The organism is Bacillus solitudinis, from assembly GCF_002797395.1.
Taxonomy (GTDB): domain Bacteria; phylum Bacillota; class Bacilli; order Bacillales; family Bacillaceae_D; genus Halalkalibacter_A; species Halalkalibacter_A solitudinis.
Genome location: NZ_KZ454943.1, coordinates 2,730,669 through 2,756,027, shown reverse-complemented (window position 1 = coordinate 2,756,027; position 25,359 = coordinate 2,730,669). Strand labels below are relative to the sequence as shown.

16 protein-coding genes are annotated in these 25,359 nt (G+C 37.5%); all 16 read right to left on the bottom strand.

The genetic code is table 11. The features are described 5' to 3' along the window. Window positions 1-73: 73 nt before the first annotated feature. Complete coding sequence (gene rocF / locus CEF19_RS13345; RefSeq protein WP_100406499.1) at window positions 74-979, bottom strand: arginase; 906 nt, start codon at window positions 977-979, stop codon at window positions 74-76. A gap of 250 nt (window positions 980-1,229) precedes the next feature. Continuing rightward, complete coding sequence (locus tag CEF19_RS13340) at window positions 1,230-3,281, bottom strand: glycoside hydrolase family 65 (protein WP_100406498.1); 2,052 nt, start codon at window positions 3,279-3,281, stop codon at window positions 1,230-1,232. A 26-nt stretch (window positions 3,282-3,307) separates the two neighbouring features. After that, a complete protein-coding gene (locus CEF19_RS13335) occupies window positions 3,308-4,696 on the bottom strand; it encodes a family 4 glycosyl hydrolase (protein WP_100406497.1) in 1,389 nt (462 codons plus the stop codon). 37 nt (window positions 4,697-4,733) lie between these two features. Then, a complete protein-coding gene (locus CEF19_RS13330) occupies window positions 4,734-5,627 on the bottom strand; it encodes a glycoside hydrolase family 43 protein (protein WP_406565358.1) in 894 nt (297 codons plus the stop codon). A gap of 33 nt (window positions 5,628-5,660) precedes the next feature. Continuing rightward, window positions 5,661-7,277 carry a response regulator gene (locus tag CEF19_RS13325; protein ID WP_100406496.1) on the bottom strand — a complete coding sequence of 539 codons (1,617 nt, stop codon included), beginning with the start codon at window positions 7,275-7,277 and terminating at the stop codon, window positions 5,661-5,663. 2 nt (window positions 7,278-7,279) lie between these two features. Beyond that, window positions 7,280-9,103, bottom strand: a complete 1,824-nt coding sequence (locus CEF19_RS13320; protein WP_100406495.1) for a sensor histidine kinase — start codon at window positions 9,101-9,103, stop codon at window positions 7,280-7,282. A 53-nt stretch (window positions 9,104-9,156) separates the two neighbouring features. Continuing rightward, the gene (locus tag CEF19_RS13315) at window positions 9,157-9,999 is read right to left on the bottom strand and encodes a carbohydrate ABC transporter permease (RefSeq protein WP_100406494.1); all 843 of its coding nucleotides are present in this window, start codon (window positions 9,997-9,999) and stop codon (window positions 9,157-9,159) included. Then, window positions 10,000-10,923: a carbohydrate ABC transporter permease gene (locus CEF19_RS13310; protein WP_227522097.1), complete on the bottom strand. Its 924-nt coding sequence runs from the start codon at window positions 10,921-10,923 to the stop codon at window positions 10,000-10,002. A 109-nt stretch (window positions 10,924-11,032) separates the two neighbouring features. Beyond that, window positions 11,033-12,346, bottom strand: coding sequence for an ABC transporter substrate-binding protein (locus CEF19_RS13305; protein ID WP_100406493.1), 1,314 nt, complete (start codon window positions 12,344-12,346; stop codon window positions 11,033-11,035). A gap of 362 nt (window positions 12,347-12,708) precedes the next feature. Continuing rightward, window positions 12,709-13,083 carry a PH domain-containing protein gene (locus CEF19_RS13300; RefSeq protein WP_100406492.1) on the bottom strand — a complete coding sequence of 125 codons (375 nt, stop codon included), beginning with the start codon at window positions 13,081-13,083 and terminating at the stop codon, window positions 12,709-12,711. Window positions 13,084-13,454: 371 nt separating this feature from the next. Further along, a complete protein-coding gene (locus CEF19_RS13295) occupies window positions 13,455-14,909 on the bottom strand; it encodes a family 43 glycosylhydrolase (protein ID WP_100406491.1) in 1,455 nt (484 codons plus the stop codon). A 176-nt stretch (window positions 14,910-15,085) separates the two neighbouring features. Continuing rightward, entirely contained in the window at window positions 15,086-17,509 is a 2,424-nt protein-coding gene (locus CEF19_RS13290) for a beta-glucosidase family protein (RefSeq protein ID WP_100406490.1), read from the bottom strand. Window positions 17,510-18,087: 578 nt separating this feature from the next. Continuing rightward, on the bottom strand, window positions 18,088-19,104 hold the full coding sequence (locus CEF19_RS13285) for a glycosyltransferase family 2 protein (RefSeq protein WP_100406489.1): 1,017 nt from the start codon (window positions 19,102-19,104) through the stop codon (window positions 18,088-18,090). Window positions 19,105-19,120: 16 nt separating this feature from the next. Then, window positions 19,121-19,753, bottom strand: coding sequence for a hypothetical protein (locus CEF19_RS13280; RefSeq protein ID WP_100406488.1), 633 nt, complete (start codon window positions 19,751-19,753; stop codon window positions 19,121-19,123). A 30-nt stretch (window positions 19,754-19,783) separates the two neighbouring features. Next, a complete protein-coding gene (locus CEF19_RS13275) occupies window positions 19,784-22,207 on the bottom strand; it encodes a beta-glucosidase (RefSeq protein ID WP_100406487.1) in 2,424 nt (807 codons plus the stop codon). Window positions 22,208-22,316: 109 nt separating this feature from the next. Then, window positions 22,317-25,187 (bottom strand): glycoside hydrolase family 3 N-terminal domain-containing protein, encoded by a 2,871-nt coding sequence (locus tag CEF19_RS13270; RefSeq protein WP_100406486.1) that lies wholly within the window; start codon window positions 25,185-25,187, stop codon window positions 22,317-22,319. Between the last annotated feature and the right edge of the window lie 172 nt (window positions 25,188-25,359).

Sequence of the window (25,359 nt, the reverse complement as noted above, 5' to 3'; positions counted from 1 at the left end):
TTACTCTAATAAAACATTTACACTAAGGCTTTAAAACTTGTAGTAGCTTCGCTTAAAAAGTCCCCTTTTTAAACTATAATAACTTTTTTCCAAGTAGCGATGTGATTAACGCTACGGCAACATCTGCCGTCTGATTTTTATGGTCTAAGATTGGATTTACTTCAACAAACTCCGTAGAAGTAATAATTTCAGCTTCAGCGAGAATTTCAAGTGCAAGATGGCTCTCCCGATAAGTAATACCTCCAAGAACTGGCGTCCCTACCCCCGGAGCATCAATAGGGTCAATCCCATCTAGATCTAGACTTAAATGAACTCCATCCGTTCGCTCTGATAAATATTCAATGGTCTCTTGAATTACATATGTCATTCCAAGACGATCAATTTCATGCATGGTATACACTTTAATTCCCAATTCCTTAATTAGTTCACGCTCCCCCTCATCAATTGAACGTGCACCAATAATTACGATATGTTCCGGTTTGACTTTAGGAGAGTATCCACCTATATTTGTTAGTAACGGATGACCAATTCCTAAATTTATAGCAAGTGGCATTCCATGTATATTTCCAGAAGGGGAGGTTTCTGCCGTATTCAAATCAACATGAGCATCAAACCAAATAACACCAAGGTTGTTATACTTTTCACTTAATCCTGCAATAGAACCGATACTTATACTATGGTCTCCTCCAAGAATCAGCGGAAAACTATCTTCTTCCTGAATCTCCACCACCAATGCACGTAACTCCTCATTCGCATGAATGACTTCATGCAAATTTTCGAGGTTTTCTTCTTTGGCATCACGTTTTACGGAACGGTTAATTGAGATATTTCCATAATCTCGCAGTGTGAAACCTAAATCTTGTAGCTCTTCAATTAAACCACCATATCTCATCGCGCTGGGACCCATATCCACACCTCTGCGTTTTTGACCAAGATCCATCGGGACTCCGATAATAGAAAGTTTATCAGTTTTCTTCATTTTTCTAATCCCCTCTCCGGTTATGAGCAATTTCATAGATTACCACATTAAATGCAAACTTCGATGTACATAATTGTAATTATATGTTCCATTATACATTATGGATTAGAGATTAAAGAACCACCCTATTCATAACAGGGCGGCTTACCTTCTATACAATTTAAAACTTTATTTACTGCACCCCTTACTTACAGTCTATACTGTAGGTAAGAGGCTTTTATTTGTATATGTGACATAAATGAACTTTATACTATAGTATGGACTTGAGTCCTTCCCATTTCACGTTCCAATTCCCATCCTCCGGAAACAAAGGTGAATCTAGTTCTGAGTCGTGCCAACCAGAAGTCATCATAGCAACCGCTGTTAACAACCCACCGTTACCCGGTAAATAGGCTGAAAGACCAGGTCGTTGATAATTATGACCATTCGCTAAGTAAGTATTTTTCTTTGCATCCAAGAGTAAAAATTCAACAGCTAATTCACGTTCTTCTAACCGTGCTGCTGTCATTGCACACATGGGGAAATCCCAGCCCCAAGCGGAATCCCAATCCCACTCCCGCTTTACTTTCAATAGGGTTCGCTTCATAATCGCCTTATCAATTAATGTTCCTGGTAACATCCCTAATGCACCAACCATCGAGGGGTGATCGTGATTATAACGAGTATATGTATGAGGACATTGCTCATGTGCCAAATACACGCCATCCGCATGTGGAGGCTTTGCTAAAGCTTGTGAGACATTAAGCCATTTAGACGATATTGGCTCTTGAAGTCGTTCCGCCCATTTTATCGCAATGTCTAATCCAAATTTCCAATACTCTAATTCATAAGGAGGATTAATACTCTCCTCGGGTTTGTGATTTTCCTGAGCAGGGATTAGAGGAGGGCCAAGGACGTATTCCTCCCTAGCTTCATCCCAAACTGCAAAGGAAGCCATAAAATCCGCAGATGTATAAACAATTTCTTTATATCGTAAAAGAATCTCCTTAGTTGGGTTGGCCCGGTAGCTATACTCTGCTAGAGTCATCGGATGAGGTTGCTGCCAGATTAACACGGTAGCAATTGTCGAAGGACTTTGCTTCCCTTCTGGTCCCACCATTTTCGGCCACCGCGCACCCTCATAACCTTGAGAAGCCGCCAATTGCTTCGCTAATGGTAAAATTGTTCGATACCACTCTAGGCTCTTCTCTAAAATCTGAGTTCTCCCCCACAGTGGAAAGTGCGCCGCATGCCACCAATGCATTTCTAAATGAAATTTCCCAAACCAACTATTATACATTAATCCCGTTTCTTGTGGAGGAAGGGAGCCTCCACTATGTATCGCTGTTAAAAATTGAGATAGAACGACTCTTCTTTCCAGTTCATGCGCTCTAGGATCATGACTATCAGAAAAGTCAATCGCAGCTCCATTCAACCAAAAAGCTTCCCAGTGCTCCTTACTTTGATACACAATGTCTTCAAATTCACTTACTGAAGGTGAATTTGTAGCAAAGGATATGGAAAAAGTGAGTTCTGCAATGTCTCCAGACTCCAGAATATATTCATGCTCTGATATCTCCTTTAGAACCCCCTCACTCCATTCCCAAGCTACTTCATATCCATCTAAATCTAACTGACGTTTGAATCTAACACTATGATTTGATTGACTTAAAATAGTCGTACTATGACGTCCGCTATTCTCCCACTTTAACTGAGTGGCTTCTTCCCATTCATCAGAACAAACATCCGGATCAGGGAACTTGACCATAACTTGGAGTCTCCCTTTTCTTAATAGAGACGATTGTATACTTACCCCTAGTCGATCCGCGTCTGGATCGCAAACCGTTTTCACAAAAACAGATTCTCCTTGAACCTTAAATTCACTGTCCAAAGAACCTTCCCATAAATTTAAGATTTGGTTAATAGCTTCTAGGTCCCCGAGATGAGCAAGTTCTCCGTTTTCCTTATATAGAAGTAAAGATAACTGTCCCAGTTGGAGCCGGTGAGGATTTTGTCTTAGCCAATGATAAGCCTCTGGTTTCGTTCCTGGATAAATCGGATAATCTACTTTCCTTCCATAGGTTTCTAATGATTGAAAGTCAATATCAGCAAGTGTATATTGATTGGGTTGGTTTGTAGAGTGCCAACCCCAGTTTGATTGTGTACCTAAAGGAACCTCATAACTATCTGGAAACGTTTGCAAACCGGTGATATCCGCAGTAAAGGCAAACTCACCATTCCCCACACTTAAAGGCGACAATGGTTCCACCTTTGAAACTTTAGGACAGTGTCTTTTAATAAGGTTTTTCCGATCAATTTTCATAACTTTTACTCACCTCTATCACCAATTTATAACTCCCAGCCAGGTAAATACTCCTTTGTATTGACAAGCATTTGATTAAATAATTCACTTGAAGATTTAACATCAATCATAACTAGGGGATCATTTAAAAAAGCACTAAATGCTAACTTCTTATCTTTTTCAAGTGCAGCCTTTAAAATGGTTTCTTGATTATAACTGTGAGCTACGACCATCTTATTTATTGAAGGTGGCAGTGTTCCTGCTAAAACAGGCCTAACCGAGTCAGCACTAAAATAAGCATTCGTTTCTACTACTGCCCCTTCTTTAATTCCACCCATTTGGCCTCTGTTTGGCATATTAACATTAGTAATTAAGTCTTCAAGACCGAGTAGTGCTTTCATCATTCCAATAGATTCCTCACCTGTTGACTTTAATTCAACAGATTCTTCTCCACTAACAAGTTTTTTTGAAGTTTCTATTAACTTATCTCTGTTTTCGAGTCTCCATTCGACTGTTGTAAGACCAAACTTCCAAGACTTAACCGTTTCAGGATTTTTCAAGTACCAATGAAGAGGCATAAATTCTGCTAAATGACGGTCACCAGCTGCTGCAATTAACCCAAATTTAAGGAACAAGTCAAAATGAATGCGATGTGCTGATGCAAATGTGCTATTCATCCAATGTCCAGCACTTGATAACTCATATCCTTCCTTATAGTATTTATTTGCGAAATCATCATAAAGAGGCATTAAATCAGTGCCTTGATAAGTGGCTTTATCAATCCAAGTAAAATGATTAATTCCAAGTACGTTTACCTTTATTTCTGCACGGTGTACTTGTTTATCGCCTTGCAACTCCTCTACCATACGTGCTAATAGTTTTTGAGTCCCAAATACTTCATGACAGCAACCAATTGCTTTTATCTTTGGAAATACTTCATAGAGCGTTCTTACACAAAGTGTCATTGGATTTGTGAAATTAATGACCCATGCATCTGGACAGTACTCTTTAATCGCTTCAGCAAACTCAACATACATTGGAATGGTTCGCAACGCCCGAATGAGTCCACCAGGTCCGACGGTGTCGCCAACTGATTGATAAATGCCATATTGTTCAGGTAAATGAACATCTGATCGCATTTGATGGAATGTTCCTGGGAGAATTGAAATTATAACAAAATCTGCCCCTTCTAAAGCTTCAGCAAGAGTTTGCACCGCTTCATACGTCCATTTTCCCACAACGTCTTTTCGTTCAGATAATCGATTACCAATCTTCTCGTTACTTTGAGCAGCTTCTAGGTTAACATCATATAACTTCACATGGCCAGATAGCTGGGGTTCCATCGCTAAATCACTCATTAGTCCCCAAGCCCATCCTCTAGAGCCACCGCCAATATAAGCAATTTTTACATTTGATACACTTTCGTAAACGTTCATCTATGAAAACATCCTTTCATTATGCAAATCATACTTGTTATTCTTCAACTCTTAGGACACCATCTGCTTCGGTTATCTTTATAAATATAGGCCGTTCTAACGGTGTTTTGTTTGGTCTATGTAAAGTTAACATAAGTTGATTGCTGAATGTTCGAAACAACATTCCATGCCCCCCGTCATTTACATAAAGGGGAGCCTTCTGATGTTTCCATGGGCCAGTAATTTTTCCTGTGGTAGATTTTGAGATTCCTTGGGCATAGATATTATCAATAAAACTCGCCCACAACATAACTAATTCACCATTTGAAGCTTTAAACATAAACGTTCCGTCTGTTACAAAATTATCTTGGTTTGGAAATCTATCATGGTTGAAAGCAGTTGGCCATGCTGCATCAGATGCTTGAAATAATACAATAGGTTCATTAACAGTTTCTTTTAAATCAAGTGATAGCCGTTGCGCACAAATTTCACCATCTCCTACCTGGACCCATTCATGGCAAAAGACAATCCAAGGATCCCTGTTTTCATCAACATACAAAGTGCCATCTAGTGAATACCATTCTTTAGGTGTAACCGGTTCAATACTATGCATAACAAATGGGCCCGTTAACTTATCTGAAACTAAAATACCTGTTCCACGTTTTTGATTATCCTTTCTTAGAAACGTAGCAAACATATAATATTTCTCTTGATAACGATGTACCTCTGGTGCCCAAAAATTTTCATCAGAATAAAATTCATCGTTTGGACGAAAAACAGGAAAAGGTCCTTCCCATGTTTCTAAGTTTCCTCCAATGTAGACATCAAATCCCGTACCAGGGCCCCATATGTTTTTATCTGTACTACCAAACAGATAATACTTCCCTTCATTCTCATCCACATAAACAAATGGATCTCTAACTTGTATTTGCTCGTTTCTTAGCATTTCCATTTCCTTTCCTCTTACCTTTTATAATTGAATTCCTCAATGAAATTCGGAAGGACTCACTCCAGTTATTGACTTAAACACCTGACTGAAATAAGTAGGGTTTTGATAGCCTACCATTTCACTTATTTCATAAATCATGTATTTCTTCTCTCTTAACCTCTCTTTTGCTTTCTGAATTCTAAACTTATTTAAATAAGTCACAAAGCTTTCTCCAGTAACCTTTTTAAATAGTTGCGATAAGTAGTTACGGTTTATAAATAACGAATCAGCAATTTCTGCAAGCGTAATTTCTTGGTCATAATTCTCTTTCACGTAGTCTTTAACACTTAGAATCAACTTGTGACTTTTCTTTCCTGTTAATTCTTCTTTTGTTTGACCCACCCATTCATTAATTTGTTTACCCATCCATTCAATCAAAGCATTTATTGTTCGGTACGAATATACGTTCAATATCGTTTGGGACATATCGGTGATTTCGTGCGCTGATTGTCCTTTAGAATGTGAATTCATCATCATGGCATTCAGTGTGCTGACACAAATATTTTGAACAATAAATAGAGGCAGCGTTTTTTCAATTTGTAATGTCGCTACAAAACTGTCCCAAATGGATACTAGACCTTCATGTTCCTTTTGGAGGACCACCTCATGAATGTCTTTTAACAACTCAAACGGGTAATGATAAGACTCTACTTCCCCCTGCTCTTGAACCACTTCAAATGTATATACTTTATTAAATTCTTGATATTCAGCCGCTTCTAAAGCACGCTGACTCTCAAGGTACGAATCGATAATTTCATGAACACCTGTTTTCATACGACCTATCCCAACAATGATAGAAAGTTTCAAGAAAAATAATATTGTCTTCATCAATTTATTCGATAGTTCATAGCTTATCTTGTTTAAATTATTTGTTTTTTTATTTCCAAAAAAAATTAATACAAACGTTGAGTCTGAGTAATCAACGACATGAATATCAACTTGAGAAAACATCTCATGAGTATCAATCATTTCTAAAATAATATTTCCTGCACTAAATTTCATTAATTGCCATTCGCGTTCAAGGGCTTTTGTTAAATAAGTTGGCCGAATAACAGTAAGAGTACTAACAACAATATTCTGATCTTTAGACAGATTTAATAGTTCTAGCTTCTCACTCGGAATATCAGAAGATTTATATCTAGTAATTAGAAGTTCCCTAATGAGAGCGTCTTTTGTATAGCTTAGATATTCTTTTCTCTGGGACTCATAGTTTTCTAGTAGTAATTTATGTTTTTCTTGAATTTCAATTTCTTGTGTGATTTCTAACAAAACAGTTTCGATTTCCTGAATGGGGGAAGGCTTTAAAAAGAAATGCTTCACACCATAACGCATCGCTTCTCTGGCATTCTCAAAATGATCATAGCCACTATGAATGATAATACTGATTTTTGGAAATTCCTTATACAAGCTCTTTATTAATTCCAATCCATTCATTTTGGGCATATAAATATCTGTAATCAGAATATCTGGTGGACTTTTCCTTATTTTACTTAGTGCATCCACCCCATCACTTGCTGTATCAGTAACCGATAAATTTAACCTTTTCCATGGAATGTGATTGAAAAGTCCTTTTCTTATTTCAGGGTCATCATCAATAATTAATACAGACCTCATGATTATCTGCCCCTCCTCGTGCCATCAAACCATTCTTGTTGTTTTTCGATCCAAACATTCAATTCTTCATGCTCTTTAATAATTGGAAGTACGATTCGAGCAGAGGTTCCTCCCTCAGCGTGATTAAATAATTTTAATCCATACGGATACCCACAATACATCCAAATTCGCTCTTGTACGTTCTTTATTCCAATCCCTTTAGTCTTTTCTAAATTCCAATCCTCAGGTAATCCGCCACCAAAATCACTTATTGTAATTTCAAGCCAGTTATTGTTTGTTTCCTTCACGATTTTCGCAAAAATAATGATTCGCACTTTATCTTCAGTAGTAGTATAGCCATGCTTCATACTATTTTCGATAAATGGCTGCAATATAATTTTAGGGACATACAAATCTTTTAGAGAGGCGGGAATTTTTAATTCATAGGTAATATCCTCCTTTAACCTGGCGCGTTGGATTTCAATATAACTTTTTGCATGTTCTAGTTCATCTCTCAGCAAGATGAATTTTTCTCCGCCACTTAGACCAATACGAAGCATTTTACTTAACTGGTTCACCATAAGACTAATATCTTCTGCATTATGATCCATAGCTTTCCAACGAATCATGTCTAATGTGTTATATAGAAAATGAGGCATGATTTGACTTTGCAGAGCACGAAGTTCCGCTTCTCTTCTGAAACCGTTCTCTTTTTTTAGATTGTTTAATGTTTCATTAAGTTCTGTAGTCATACGATTAAAATTATTAGCTAAAATGTCGTATTCTTCAATATAATAAGGTCCGACCTTTTTATCAAAACGACCTTTTTCGACATACCTCATCCCAGTAATTAGCTTTGAAATCGGTACGGTAAAACGCTTCCCTACCCAATACACGATAGGGATGGATAATAATAGCCCACATAGACCCATAAAAAAAATATATAACCCAATCTTTCTGGTCTCTTCGTATAAGGGGTCAACAGGGATTAGTTGAACCAAACTCCATTGTTCATAATTGGGTTCTGATATTAGTACTAAGAACAGTTCATTTCCATGCTTTATCAACCCATGGTAGTTTGAATAATCATTGTATGTCTCAGTTAACATCTTATAAGGTTCTGACGAAATCGATGTTGTAAGTTCATCTAGTACACTAAACGATTCAGATGTATGGGTTTGAGCAATGACTCTTCTTCCGGTATTCAAAAGGATTAGTGGTTCATTCGTTTCTTTTAATAAATCTTTATCTGACATGTATTCAAAAAAGGTACGAGCCAGAACGTTTACTTTAATATAGCCAACAGTCTCCCCACGCTGGTTCATAATTCGATGCACATAACTAATCGTTTCTTGATTTGAAAATGATGATTGATGTTTAGGAACCCACCCATTATCCATTTTCCCGAAACTTTGATTGAACCATTCCTCTTTCTCAAGAATATCTTTAGGTTGAACGATTTTACCAGGAATCCTCGGGTAATTTTCATATCTGTCTGTAAAAATCTCAATTGAATCGATAAACGTTTTTAAGCTAGTCACACCATTAATAAGTTGTGTCAATTCACGTTGCTCTGCAATAGCATCATAAGTACTTGCAGGATCATCTGAAAACATTTGAATTACATTTTGATTGATTGCAATGTACATTCCTGCCTCACTTATACTTGTTATAAAACCAGATAACTTTTTTGCACTTTCATTTAGCAGTGTCAATCTCGTTTCACTTATTTCTTCCGAAGTAAAATTAAAAAAGTATTTGTAAGATACGTAGCTAAGTCCGGAAAGGAAAAGTCCATTGACCATAACAAAACTGATGACCATAATGGTGGTTAATTTTCTAAACATAATAGATGGCCTTTCTTTGAATATATTTGATGAAGGAAAACATTGTTAGAATTTTACCCTTTTAATCCTGTAGTAGCAATCCCCTCAACAATATACTTTTGAAAGATAAAGAAAACCGTTGCAATTGGCATTAAAGAAAGGACTGACATGGCAAACACTGATCCCCACGAGGAATCCCCCTGTGAATCCAGAAATAACCGTAATCCTAACGGTACCGTGAATTTATCAACAGTATTTAAATACAATATTTGACTAAAGAAGTCATCCCATGTCCAAATAAATGTAAAGATAGCCGTTGTAATTAAGACAGGAACAGCTAATGGCATAATAATTCGTGCATAAATTTGTACAATACCACAACCATCCATCGTTGCGCTTTCATCCAATTCTTTAGGAATGGCTCGGAAAAATTGAATCATTAAAAAGATAAAAAAAGCATCCGTCGCTAATAACTTCGGTACCGTTAAAGGTAAAATGGTATTAATCCAATTTAAATAATGAAAGATTGTATACTGAGGAACTAACGTGACATGTGCTGGGAGCATGATCGTCATGAGCATGCAAGCAAACCATAGTTTCTTTAATGGAAACTTCAGCCTCGCAAAGGCATAGGCAGCCATCGAACAAGTTACCAGATTGGCAACCACGCTAATGGTACTAATTAAAAATGAATTTTTAAAGAAGGAACCAAAAGTAATATCACGAACAACATTCCAACCTTTTGTATAGTTCTCAAATGTAATTTCACTAGGCCATAGACCTGGTGACGAAAAAATTAGATATTCGGGTTTGATTGAGCTTGAAATCATCCATAACACTGGGTACAGCATGAGAATTCCTAAGGAAATAATAAATAGGTGAGTAAAGATTCTTTTAAGTGGTGTTTGCTTGTTCATTTATAATTTCCCCCCATCTTCATAGTAGACCCAATATTTTGATGAAACGAATAATATCGCTGTCATGGTACCTAATACGATAACGAGTACCCAGGCCATTGCTGAAGCATAGCCCATTTCAAAATGCGAAAACCCTTTTTGATAAAGGTAGAGCGTGTAGAATAGAGTTGAATTAACTGGTCCTCCTGTCCCTTCACTAACGATGTATGAAGAGGTAAACACTTGAATTGATTTAATTAACTCAATAACCAAATTAAAGAAAATAACCGGAGTTAAAAGAGGTAATGTGATTTTAAAGAATTTTCTTGTATTGCTTGCACCATCAACAGAAGCAGCTTCATATAACTCGGTTGGTATTTGCTTTAATCCCGCTAAAAAAATAACCATTGAAGCACCAAACTGCCAAGTAGCTAAGATAATCAGTGTATTTAATGCGTAATCCGGATGGGATACCCAGCCTTTTCCAGCAATATTAAAAAAGACCAAAACTTGATTTACTAAGCCATCAATACCAAATAAATTTTTCCATAGTAGGGCGATGGCAACGCTTCCCCCTAATAATGAAGGTAAATAATAGACCGTTCGGTAAATTCCGATTCCTCTCATTCCTCTGTTTAACAGAATGGCAACGAGGAGGGCTGCTATTAGTTGTGTAGGTACTGCGATTAAAACAAATGTTAATGTAACCTTAACAGCATCCCAAAAACGATGGTCCTGAAACATTTGCTGATAGTTTAATAAACCAATCCATTTAGGTGGGTTCATTAAATCAAAACGGGTAAATGATAAATATAGTGAACTAATCATTGGCCCTAACACTAAGCCGAAAAATCCAAATAACCAGGGTAGTAAAAATATATAGGCAATGATACTATTCTTTCTAGCTCTTTTATTCTTAGTTTGGTTAGGTTTTACATTGATAATCGAGCTTTCTTTTTCCGTATAGTTTTCCACGTCCACCCCTCCTACTGTTATCTAAGAAAAAGTGACCCGCTTAATGGCTATCGCGAGTCACTTCCTTTCATTGAAATAATTACTCAGAGTACTTTTCAATATTATCTAATAACTCTTTGAAATATGCTTCTGACGCATCCTCTACGGTTGCTTGGTCAAATGAAATACGTTCGCTTGTTTCTGTAAAGAGTTGCGTATTTTCATTGTATCCTGGTAGATTAGGAATATAGGGAGCATCTGATGTATTACTGACCCAATCAATATAAGCAAAAATCGCTTGGTCCACTTCATCACCAGAATCGATTAAAGATGCTCGTACGTCTGAATTGACTGGCGCACCTCTATCATTACCTAAAATAGCCGTAGCTTCTAAATCATTAACAAAAAAGTTTAAGAATTTTGCTACTTCTTCGGGATGTGATGTATTTGCCGAACCTGCTAAAAATTGACTTGGTCTTAACCCAACTCCATTCTTTCCTGTTTCACTGTCGTAGGGGTTAATATACAATACAAATTCGTCTTCAGTTGCATTTAAATATGCACCAAGTTGATTACTTGCTATAGCTTCCATAGCAACTTTCCGTTGGACAATCAAGGATTGTTCAGGGGTTTGTGTAGCAGAAACTTGAACTTCAGCGATTGCAGCACCGCCACTTTCTCTTAAATCCTTCCAAAGTTGAAACCAGTTTTTCACATCTTCAGCTTCGAATCCCACTTCTCCGTTCAAATAGGTGTATTTATCTTTCTGTGCTAAAAATGTTCCAAATCCATCCTCTTGAAAATCTGCTGTGCCGTAAGTCCCCTCTAAATTAGCAGAAAGCTGATTAGCAGTTTCTTTAAACTCTTCCCATGTCCATTCCTCGCTAGGTAAAGCTACATTTGCTTGTTCAAATAATGTTTTATTAAGTAGGACACCTCTTGCATTTGTTCCAAGTGTGACACCAAAAAATTCACCATCAAATGTAGCGGCATCAACCATACTCTGGTCATGCTTACTAAGCTCTAACTCATTTCCTACATAGTCATCTAGTGGCAAAACGACTCCTTTGTTAACAAAATCATTTAGATTGCCTCCATACTGAACAATGTCAGGCGCATTTCCAGCAGCAATTTGTGTTGATAATTTATCAAAATATCCATCAAAACCTGAATACTCTGTTACGATTTTAACGTTCGGATTCTTTTCTTCATATAATTCAACAACCTTCAGAGTACGGTCATGTCTTTCTTGACCTCCCCACCAAGCCATACGTAATTCAATTGTTTCCTCGCTCTCACCTTGTGATTCTTGTGGTTTTTCAGAAGAAGAACCCGTTTCCTCCGATTGCGAACTACATCCAACAAACAACAGCATGAACGAAACGATAAATGCGAATAGTGTAAATTTTCTCAATATAATATCCCCTCTCTAACAAGTTACTCTTATTTTATTATGTAAGCACTTTCATTAAAATAAAGAAAAGTAAGGTTAATTATAAAAAATGTTAGATTTCTATGAAAAAGCAACACTTTTTATAGTACATCTAAGAAGTTAATGCATAAATCCACAAGTTATTAAGATCCTTAAATTCGTTCCATAAAAATAGAGAGTGTTTGAAGTCATCCTCTTCAAACACCCTCATACTCTAATTAACTCTCGGTCATTTATTTACTGCCTTTACTCGAGCACTACCAGACTGAATGTTCCATCTTCGAAAAATGCTTGTAGCTATTGGTTCCTAATCAAGTTTATTAATACATTCACCTGTTTTAATACTATAGTACATATTCGGCTAATACACTTTGAAGTTCATATATATTTAAACTTTTATTAAATTGTTTTTGGATAGGTGTTGAACTACCCGAAATCCAAATTTTTAACTCTGCATCTAAATCAAAGTTACCCGCAGTTTCGATGCTAAAATGAGTAATATTTTTATAGGGAATTGAATGGAGTTCTATTTTCTTCCCTGTCAAACCTTGCTTATCAACAAGTAACAATCTTTTGTTTGTAAAAATAAACATATCTCTAATTAACTTATAAGCCTTATCCACAGTTTCTCCACTCGTTAATACTTTTTCAAATTCTTTTTTTACCTCATTAATATTAATTTCTGAAGCATTTCCCATAAAACCATCTAAAAAGCCCATATTTCATTCCTCCAATTCTTTTAAATCTAATTACTAATATTTCTATTATACCTACTAATATTCCATCTGTATCCATATTGAGCAATAAAAAAACGCTCACAGACTAGAACTGCAAGCGGATGTTCAATACTTAAGCCAGTGACCCCTGCTTCTTCAAAATCTTCATCGCATGATACACGTCGCCTTTTCCTTGGCATCTTAAATGGATAAAATCAATACAAATCCCTGATAATAAACCTACTAATAGGCAACTGTGATTCAATATTTCACCTCTGCCGCACACTCGAGAAAAGGTGCTTGATTCTCATTACCATAACGTATTACCCGACTGAGAGGCTGGCACTTGGCTTATTATTGCTTATCCACAAATATTATTTTAAAATAAACGACTTAAAATCTATCTTACCAGACCCTCTATAAGTGAAATATAATGCTTGTTTGCCATTTTGGATAGTCACTCGCGTTTGAAAATAGGTATAACCTTTGGTTTTCGTAATTGGGATTCTTGCAATGGGTTCGGAATTGAGTTCGGTTGACACCAGCATTTCACCAATACCTGTGGCGTTAACTTGTACAGCCATTCCCTTTACATCCTTGATCATAAAATATTTATAACCAGCAACAGCTCCATCTTTCATGTTGGCTATATATTGTGTCGGATTATGTTCTCTGTCCTTACCCGTTTGTGTAAAATAGGGATGGTTCTTAAATCTTATATTCCCGAGATATGTCCCATATCTTCCTGCCCCTTTTTCTGACATGAGGTGGCATGCAATTCGTGCCTCATACTCTCCATTTCCAGATAGAGGACCATTGTTCAACCCGCAACTCGTCATTTCCACCTGTGCGATCGTACCATCTTCTTTTATTTCAATCGGTTCCGCAAGTGCTTGTCTAGAGAAATGATGTCTGTTCGTTTGTCTGTGGTAGAACACATACCATTGCTCTTTAATACAAACAATACTGCCATGGTTATTCCCTATATAATTATAAGCCTTATTATCCTCTGAAAAACCATTAATAAATAAATCGCCATTGCTAATTATCGTTCCGCCATACTCGAATCCCCCAACAGGACTTTTGCTCGTTGCATAACATAATTCATGTCCATTTATCGAGGAATAGATAAAGTAATACGTATTTTCTATTTTTCTCATAGAGCAGGCTTCAAAGAATTCATGTCCTTCAAAACCAGTTCCTTCCGATTCACCTACTTTAGGAAAAACCAGTTTTGGCTCCCCTTTCACTGTCTTCATATCAGGTTCTAACTCGATGACGTAGCCCCCTCTAAAGGTTCTCCTTTTAAAGTCAGTAAGAATGCTAGGAACCCCTTTCTTTGGTGCAAACCCTGAATACAAGTAGACCTTTCCATCATCGTCACCAAAGACACCTGGATCAAACAAATACGGATCCCCTTTTTTATTCCATAAAAGTTCTCCATTTGGTAGACTGATATAACCATAAAACTCAAATGCTCCATTCGGCTTATCACAAACAGCAATAGCCATTATACTTCGGAAGCCAAGTGTATAATATAAATAATACCTTCCATCTACTCCTTTTGTGACATCCGGAGCAAACATTTGATAAAGCCCTATTCGATTTTTAGGATCCTGTACCTTTCTATAGATAACCCCTTCGTATGTCCAATCCGTTAAATCACCAATTGGAGCAGACCAACAAACATAATCATTCATACAAAATAGCTTTCCGTTAAACCTATCATGAGAACCGTAGACATATAATCGATCTCCAAATACATAAGGTTCACCATCCGGAATATACTCGTAACTTGGTAAAAATGGATTAAAAGCTTGTTTTTTCATCGATTTATGGCCCCTATTCTTTCCCTTTATCACGATCATTCTATATGTTTTATTCTACAGCAATTCTCGGACTTAACCATCAACTAACCGTTCGGAGGATAAACTAATTGTTTACTGGATAAAAAAACAAGCCGTTTTGATGCTTCATCATCAAAATGGCTTGAGTCAATGCCCAACTATGAGTGGAACTTTGCCAACTTTACTTTCTTCTTTCTTTCCTTAAACACATGACTTAACCCTTTAAAGAAATGTCCATTTACCATCATTAATATCCCATCTAACATTGGCATATTCACAATTCCGCCTGTTAATCTCGCAATTCCTCTAAACGGCATATGATAGATGGACATCATAATAAGGTTTGCCGTACTTCTTCTGCCTACCTTCCACAGAAACCAATGGACAAAAACAACGGAGTAATACATCAGTCGCCCAAATAACCCCTTAGCATATTGACACTGTTCAATCGTGTCAGTGTACCCAAGTGGCTTACTTCGATCCCAAGTCGCTACTGGTACTTTTCTTTCAATTAAAGCCTCAAATTCATCTTGGGTCACATTGTTTGCTTTTGCCGAATAATAGGAAGGCAACAATTCTTTATTATACGGGAGTGGAGCCCCTGTTCCTTCAACAAAAATCGTCTCCTTCAAACGAATATCAGCGATCGATGCACCAATCATGATTTCATATTCTGCTTCTTCAATTTCCCATTGATTGGTTTTTACATTAAAATAGCGAAAAGTCTTATCATCAAACGGGATAGCCACTGTTTTTGTTTCGCCTGCATTTATAAATATCTTATCAAACCCTTTTAATTCCTTCTTAGCACGGAAGATAGCGTCAGATTTACAACCAACGTACAACTGAGCAATCTCCATGCCTGCAACATGTCCAGTATTAGTCAATTTAAATGTTACTCCATCTTTATCAACACGTATATTAGAATATTCAAAAGTGGTGTAGCTAAGTCCATAACCAAACGGGAAGAGGACATCTACATCCGCCGAATCATAATAACGATAGCCTATATATATCGCCTCTCTATATTCCACGCTTGCTTCGTTACCAGGAAAGTTACAGTAGGAAGGTGTATCCTCATAGCGGAGCAGATACGTCTCAGACAATTTACCTGAAGGATTCACATCACCCGAGAGAACTCTAAGAATAGCCCGCGCCCCCGCTTGTCCACCTAGGTATCCATGCAGTAAGCCTTTCACTTTATCGATCCATGGCATTTCGACTGCAGAACCACAGGAAAGGATAGCAACGATGTTTTGGTTCACTTCATATAAAGCATTTAACAAAGCAATCTGGTTAGGGGGTATCTTCATACTTTGTCTGTCCAAACCTTCAGCCTCTGTTACTTCATCTAAACCAATGTAAAGAAATACAACGTCTGCTTTTTCAGCAAGTGAACACGCCCTAGTGATTAGTTCTTTATTTTTCTTTCCATATCGGTCAAAGCCCTGCTCATATCCAATACTAACAATACCTGATTCCTCAAAACAATCCATTGTATGGTCAAGTATTGTAGGATTTACAATGGAAGAACCCGCCCCTTGATACCGTGCATCCTTCGCAAAATCACCAATAACGGCGACCTTTTTACCGAATTTAAGAGGTAATAAATTGTCCTCATTCTTGAGAAGGGCAATCGATTCTTCCGCTACTTTTTGAGCTACTCTATGATGTTTCTCGATATCAAATTCCTTTTTTCCCGGTCTTTCAAATACTTCACTAGTTGAAAAAATTAAATCAAGTAGTCTATCTACACTTTCATCAAGTAGTTCTTCTTTAATTTTTCCTGATTTTACCGCTTCAATAATTTCTTGATCCGTTTGACCTGCTGTGGTTGGCATTTCAAGTTCATTTCCTGCGATCAAACCTGCTATTCGATCATTACTTCCTCCCCAGTCGGTAACAACAACCCCACTGTAATTCCACTCATTTCGAAGAATATCTTTCATTAAATGCTGGTTCTCATTCGTATAAACACCATTTAATCTATTGTAGGAAGACATAATCGTTTTTGTTTTTCCTTCCTTAACTGCTATTTCAAAAGCGGTTAAGTAGATTTCTCTCAGCGTTCTCTCATCAACTATCGTATCAATAGACATTCGTCTTTCTTCCTGATTGTTCACTGCAAAATGCTTTACACAAGCAGATACCCCATGAGATTGAATTCCTTTGATATAACTAGCAGCCATTTTCCCTGCATGGTAAGGATCTTCACTAAAATACTCGAAATTCCGTCCACATAATGGGTTTCTTTTCATATTAATTCCTGGTCCAAGTAAAACATTTACTCTTTGGGAAATGGCCTCTTCACCAAGATAATCTCCAACCTTTTCACCTAATTCAGTATTCCAGCTATTGGCTACTGTAGACGCTGTTGGATAACATGTCGCTGGTATACCGGCATTTAATCCTAATTGGTCCGCTGCTACCTCTTGCCTTCTAATTCCGTGCGGGCCATCAGCAAGAAACATACTATTAATTCCAAGACGCTTTATATCCTTTGTTTGCCAAAAATCTTTTCCTGACATCAAAGATGCTTTTTCTTCTAACGTCATTTGTGCAATTAATTCTTGAAATTTCATTTCAATTCCTCATTTAAATTTCAGCGGCACTCCACAAGAGAGATACTTCCGAAAGCCTTTTTTATTTTGCTATTTACTTCACCATAGAGCTATTTTACAATAGATTCTATCTATTTTCTAATACTTATAATTCATTTGGTCTTTTCTAATCCACCCATATATTAACAGAATTAAACACCTAATATCCATAATAAAAACAGAAAACCTCAAATTAGCTCCCCGGATTAGTGAATTCAATTCAATTGAAACATGCAACATTGAACAAAACCTGCAGAGCAGGCTTTTGTTTAAGTAAGCTTTCTAACCTTCTCTGATTCACTAGAAATTTTATACTTTCTGATTTTGTATAAAAACAATGAGAACATCATTATGATATTCTCATTGTTTTTATATTAGATTTTTAAGTCCGTTGTTTAAGATCGTGTTCAAAATGCACCCCAAAAACATGACAATGGCTCCACGCGCTGCTCGTCGCACGATGAGAAACTCATCGTGCGACTTTAAAAGCATGCAGAGGCTCGGCTCATTGCTGAGAGGTTGTTCAAAAAGGGAAAAACCACGCTTTTTGAACAACCTCCTTAATTAAATCCAACTAATTTTTGAGAGATTTTATATGCCCCAACAGAAACCTTTCGCCCTGCACTCCCTGGAAGGTTAATTAAATTACCCATAATCCCGTACTTCAAACTACGATATAGTCGGGTATCTTTGTCTTTAATATACTTCCATAACTCAGTTTTCTTCTGAAGGTTTTCCGCCGTTCCAGAACGGATTAATAGGATCGATGATACAACAGTGACAATCTCCAAATGTCGTAACATGTAGTGTCTTAGATTCTCGTTTTGAATCGAATCGATATCTACACAGTCAATCATTAGCTTATTCACTTTGATCTGTTGATCGATACGTTTAATCATGATATTTTCTTGAACCGATTGATCTTCTCTTCCAATGAAATACCTATATAAATCAACATTAACATAGTATATTCTCTTTACATGTTCCACTGGTGCATAGACATACAAGTTGTCGACATAGAACGTGTACTTTGGAAGCTCTAAGCCACAATCCTTCAACAATTGTGTCCGGTAAATAACAGAGTGCATCAAGATATACTGTCCTTTACGAAATTGCTTAATGTCATCCCAACCAAAAATAACATCTTGTGGAAGGACATTGTCATATTTCATGATTTTTTTGTATTTCGCACCCTCTTTTTCATAAACAAAATTGCTTATAACCATATCGACCATATTATCGTCCGTACTTAATTCTCTTAATGTTGTTAAAACCTTCAAATATGCCCTAATATCAACCCAATCATCACTATCTACAACCTTAAAATACAGTCCGGATGCATGTCGTATTCCAGCATTAACAGCTTCGCCATGTCCACCATTTTCTTGATGAATGGCCTTAACCATGTTAGGGTACTTAGATGCATACTCATCAGCAATTGCTGCTGTGTGATCAACTGAGCCGTCATTCACTATCAGTATTTCTACATCGTCTCCACCAGGCAATAGGGATTCTATACAATAACTCATATAATCTTGTGAATTATAACAAGGTATAACTACTGATAATAATTTCATACATACACTACCTTTTCTAGTCCTGCTTTTCAGGCTCTTGTTTAAAAATTATTTTGAATATTGGGAAGAATACCCAGAAAGCAATAGCACTATTGATAATCATCGTAATGACATCTGCTACAGTCTCACCAAATGAATCCATTCCCCACGTATTCATAAACAAATCATAAATCGGAGCTTTATAGAAGCCTTGAGCTACAGCAGCACCTATCGTTATTAAGATATAAGCTATAAAATACCAGAAAGCAGCCTTCCAAATGTTGCTGTTCGATTTAAATGTAATACTTCTTTGAGCAAAAAAGTTAATAATCTGGGCAATCGCGATCGTAATCTGTACGGCAAGGAAGTAAGCTAATCCTCCTCCACCGCCTGCTGACAATGCACCTGCTGCATAATCGAAAACATAATAAGGACTGCCATCGAAGTTTTGCCCAAACTGCAAGATACGGAAACTCGTGTCTACTAATGAGGTTTGCGCAAATATACTTTTAAATAATGGCATTAACACAATTTGTAGCACAGTTATACCATTACTCAATAAAAAGAATACTAGAAATTGTGAAATATTAGGATGCTTCTCTTTATAGTTTGCCCAGAACCTAAGAGGTCCTGAAACTGGCTTTTTTTCTGTTACTTTTTCTATACCCATTTTACCTCTCCTTTGTCACTCACAGCTATGTTAATTATTGTCTTTAGCAATCTTCAACATTTTACTTCTTTCTCTTACTACGTGACGCAATCCTTTGAAGAAATGTCCATTTACAATCACTAAAATCCCATCGAGCATAGGCATATTGATCACGCCACCCGTCATTCTAGCCACTCCTCTAAATGGCATATGATACACGGACATCATAATGAGGTTCGCTAATTCTCTTTTTCCAATTTTTCTTAGGAACCAATGGGCAAAAGATATAGAACGAAAAGCAAATCTTGCAAATCCCCCCTTTGCATACTGGCACTGTGCAATTGTATCGTTATAACCTAGTGGCTTCGTTCTGTCCCAAGTAGAAACGGGCACTTCACGCCCAAGAAGAGCTTCAAATTCAGCTTCACTTACGCTATTAGCTTTACTAGAATAATAGGTAGGTAGCTTCTCTTTGTCATAAGGAAGTGGTGCATTTGTACCTTCAACAAAAATGGAATCCTTTAGTCGCATGTCCACACTTGATGCGCCAATGATAATGTCATAGGTTGCTTCCTCAATTTCCCACTGATTTGATTTTACGTTAAAATAACGGAATGTCTTATCATCAAAAGGAATCATTACTGTTTTCGTTTCTCCAGGATTCAAAAATACTTTAGTAAATCCTTTTAATTCCTTCATCGGTCTGAAAATCGCGTCAGATTGACAAGCTACATACATCTGTGCAATTTCCATACCAGCGACATCGCCTCTATTCGATAATCGGAACGTGACACCGGCCTTACTAACTTGAATATCTGAGTACTCAAATACGGTATAACTTAATCCAAATCCAAATGGAAAACGAACATCGATGCCCGCTTTATCATAATAACGGTACCCAATATACACGCTTTCTCTATATTCAACACTTACTTCTTTACCAGGGAAATGGTAATAAGCCGGTGTATCCTCATATCGGATCGGGTATGTTTCTGCTAATTTTCCAGATGGGTTTACTTCTCCAGTCAAAACTCGAAGAATGGCCTTAGCTCCTGCCTGACCGCTTAAATACCCGTGTAATAACCCTTTTACTTTATCGATCCATGGCATTTCGATTGCTGCTCCGCTAGAAAGTACCGCCACAATATTCGGGTTCACTTCATACAAAGCATGTAATAATTCAATCTGATTAGCCGGTAATTTCATGTTTTGTCTATCAAGTCCTTCAGCTTCAGTCGCTTCGTCTAGACCAATATACAAAAGAACAACATCAGCTTCTTTCGCTAGTGCACATGCTTGATCTATTTTTTTCCTACTTTTTCTTCCATAACGTTCAAATCCTGGTTCGTATCCTATGCTAACTAATCCAGATCCATCTAAACTTTCTAACGTATTATCTAAAATAGTAGGATTAACGATGGATGAACCCGCACCTTGGTATCTTGGATTTTCGGCAAAATCCCCAATTATAGCAACCTTAATCCCTTTATTTAACGGTAGTACGTTTCCTTCATTTTTAAGGAGTACGATCGATTCTTCCGCTACTTCTAGTGCAACTTTATGGTGCTCATCTAGTTCAAATTCTGTATGCTGCGGCTTGCTATATACTTCTTCTGTTGAAATGATTAAATCAAGTAAACGATTAACACATTCATCTAATACATCTTCTTTAATTTTTCCACTCTTGATTGCTTGAATAATTTCTTGATTTGTTTCTCCAGCTGTCGTTGGCATTTCTAACTCGTTGCCCGCTTGTAATCCTGCAACACGGTCATTACTTCCGCCCCAGTCCGTGACAACAACTCCATCAAACTTCCACTCATCACGAAGAATTTCTCTCATTAATTGAATGTTTTCATTTGTGTAGGTGCCATTTAGCATATTATAGGACGACATCACTGTCTTTGTTTTACCTTCTTTAACGGCAATTTCAAAAGCCGTTAAGTAAATTTCTCTTAACGCTCTTTCATCCACAATTGTGTCAATAGACATTCGTCTTTCCTCTTGGTTATTTACAGCAAAGTGTTTGACACATGCTGAAATTCCATGAGACTGAATCCCTCTTATATAACCAGCCGCTAGTTTCCCTGCATGATATGGGTCTTCACTAAAATATTCAAAATTTCTTCCACACAAAGGATCCCTTTTCATGTTAATACCAGGACCAAGTAAGACATTTACTTTCTGTGCAACGGCCTCTTCTCCAAGATACTGTCCAATTTTCTCTCCGAGTTCTACATTCCAGCTATTCGCTACTGTTGCTGCGGGTGGAAAACAAGTTGCCGGAATACTTTCATTCAGACCTAGATGGTCAGCTGCCTCCGCTTGTTTTCTGATCCCATGCGGTCCATCTGCAAGAAAGATACTGTTAATTCCTAGTCTATCAATTTCTTGCGTTGTCCAGAAATCTTTTCCTGACATTAAGGATGCTTTTTCTTCTAGTGTCATTTTTTCTATTATGTCTTTGTATTTCATGTCGATGCCTCATTTGCAATTTCAGCGGCACTCCTAACAGGAGTACCGCTAAAATATAATTTTGTTCATTAAGTTTACAAGACTTACAATCTTAGATTCTTGATGCTACCTATGCTACTCGTTCTTCCTCTCTTTTCCTGCTATTACGGAATGTAAAGAAGAAACCTAGAATGATACCTAAACCTACAAGAATATCAATAATAATTGTGTTGACAATCCATTTTGGTGTATCTGTGCTCATTCCATCATCGATTGCACTCGTGTTTGCTACCGTGTACAGTACGTTTTTAGCAGCATCTCTCATCGCCCATAATGTATCATTACTTGCTGTATTCACTTCCGGCGCGCCAAATGGTGCAACACCTGTAAGAAGGATATCGTTACCAGCACGTACCGCTAGTTCAGCATTCATGTATGGGTACGAATCTTGGATAAAGAAGTCTGTGTTAACCAAACCGTTAAAGCCCCACTCGTTACGTAACACTTCTTTAAGAAGACTCTCATCAGCACCAGCCCATACGTTTCCAATACTGTTAAATGAAGACATCATTCCTAATGCTCCACCTTCTTTTACTGCAATCTCAAACGGTTTCAAGTAAATTTCACGAATCGTTTGTTCATCGCCCCATGTTAAAACACCATACGTACGATTAACTTCTTGGTCATTCAATGCAAAGTGTTTCATAACAACGAATCCACCTTTACCTTGATACGCCTCGATAGTTGCAGCTGCCATCTTACCAGAAAGCAATGGATCTTCAGAGTAATACTCAAAGTTTCTTCCAGCAAACGCCGTACGGTGTATGTTCGCTGCCGGAGCATACCAACCAGTCACACCATAAGATTGTGCTTCAGCACCAATGGCTTCACCCATTGCAGTAGCAAGATCTATGTTCCAAGTTGAAGCAAGCATCACTGTCGCAGGAAATGGAATACCTGAGAATGGCGTACTTGAAATGAAATTACTAATACCTGATGGACCATCGTAATCCCTAGTAACTGGTTTCTGAACGGATGCAATTTCAGCCGTTTTATATCCACCGTGTTTAAAGACATCTACTAATTCGGCTACCGTTAATTGATCAAGCAACGGTTCCCAGCTTTCGTCATCATAAGGTACACCTACAAAATCTTCTAACACTAAACCATTTTTCGCACCAGTAATCGGTGCAGTTTCATGTGTATCAGCTGGCACATCATAACGCTTACTATTTACCATATCAACAAATGCCGTATCGACTAATGTACCTTGTACTTCGCTCGTACTGCCATCTTCATTCATAACTGTAAATGTTTCATGTTGATTAATTATATCTAGATTTGCAAAGCCTTCAGCTCTAGAAAGATAGGTGTCAATGCTTCCTTCACCTGCCACTTCTTCATCAAACTGGTTAACAGCAATTTGCTCATCAGAAGAACGCCCAGTTTCGTCATAAACAACTTCCGAAAGTGTTTGTGATGCTACATCAGCGATTTTTTCGTGAGAGTTTCTCATCAACATCAGGTTATATTCGCCTGCTTCAAGTACATATGCACCATTGGCACTGAATAATTTGTTGTGGTCGTATGCTGCCATTTCTTCTACTGGAAATGATACCGTAACAACCTCTGATTCACCTGGCCCGATTTCACCTGTTTTTCCGAATGCTGCAAGGTTAACAGATGCTTTTTCGATTTTTCCCGTGTACGGTGCAGAGTAATAAAGTTGTACAATTTCTTTACCTGCGACAGCCCCTGTATTTGTAACCTCTACATCAACAGAAATGTCTGTTTCATTCCATGTTACACTGTCAGCTACTACTTCTTGGTCAAATGTTGTGTAGCTTAACCCGTGACCAAATGGATAGAGAATTTTTTCATCATAATCAATACTGCCTTCCGCGGCAGCCGTTTCATAATAACGATACCCAACGTAGATTCCTTCTGTTAAGTCTACATATTTCAAGGGAACGCCTTTAGCATCTGTTGCTGTTGAGAAACTTCCATCAGCATTTTCTAGAACGTAATCAAAGTCACCAAAATTGGTTGCTGCAGGTGCCTCCTGAAGGTCCTTAGCAAAGATATCTACTGTTTTACCAGAAGGATTCAAATCACCAGCAAGTACTTGACCTAGAGAACCAAATCCACTTTGCCCTGGTCCTGCGATATTTACAACACCTTTGATTTGGTCATAATCATTAACCCAATCAAGTTCAAATGTGTTTGCACTGTTAACAACGACAATGATATTCTCAAAGTTTTCGGTTACAGCTTCTAACATACCTAGTTCTCTGTTCGTAAGTTCAAGATAATGTTTATTTGGATCTTGGTCATCTTCAAAACCAAATTTTTGTCCCGTCGGTGAATGTGGGCTACCTTCTGGGTCATACGTATCTGGTCCAAACAAACTTTGTGGAAGATCCGCACCTTCCCCACCAGAACGGGCGATAAAGAGAACCGCTGTGTCAGAGAATTCTTTCGCTTGAGTTAATAACTCTTCTGTGTAGAATTCTTCCGGCTTAGGCTCTGGAACTGTCCAGTCTTGACCTTCAATACCGAGTACCGGTCTTGTCAAACCTGTTTCTGTATAAGCATTATATAATTCCTCGTTGATCTCAATTCCTACTGCCTCAAAACCCGCTTTAGGTGTAATGGCAGTTGATGCGTCTGTACCACCGGAACCAGTACCACCATAAATCGGTGCAGTAAAGCTCCAACCAAACACGTTAACTTTTGTTCCTTCATGAAGCGGTAAAGCGTTTTCCTCGTTTTGCAAAAGAATAATACCTTCATCAGCAATACCTTCTGCAACTTCTGTTGCATATTCACGAGCTTCAACCGATTCACTACTCGTTATGTCAATTTTAGTAAAATATGACGTTATGACTTCGGAATAATAAGCTAATGCGACGTTCGTACCGATAGCAATCACTAACAAAACACTTAAAATCGAACTCCACAAAATACGAAATTTTTTCTTACTCATTTTTTTTCTAGCCATGTTTCTTCTAACCCCCAGTTAAATCAATAGTTTAAGAAAATAGTACATTTTTGTTGCAAACGAGTTATAAAACTCCCCTCCTTCATCAAGTAAAGCGCTAACAATCTGGAAAGAAAAATTGAAAACGGTTTATGATTACACATTAAACTTACTTCACATTTGTCGATTGCAC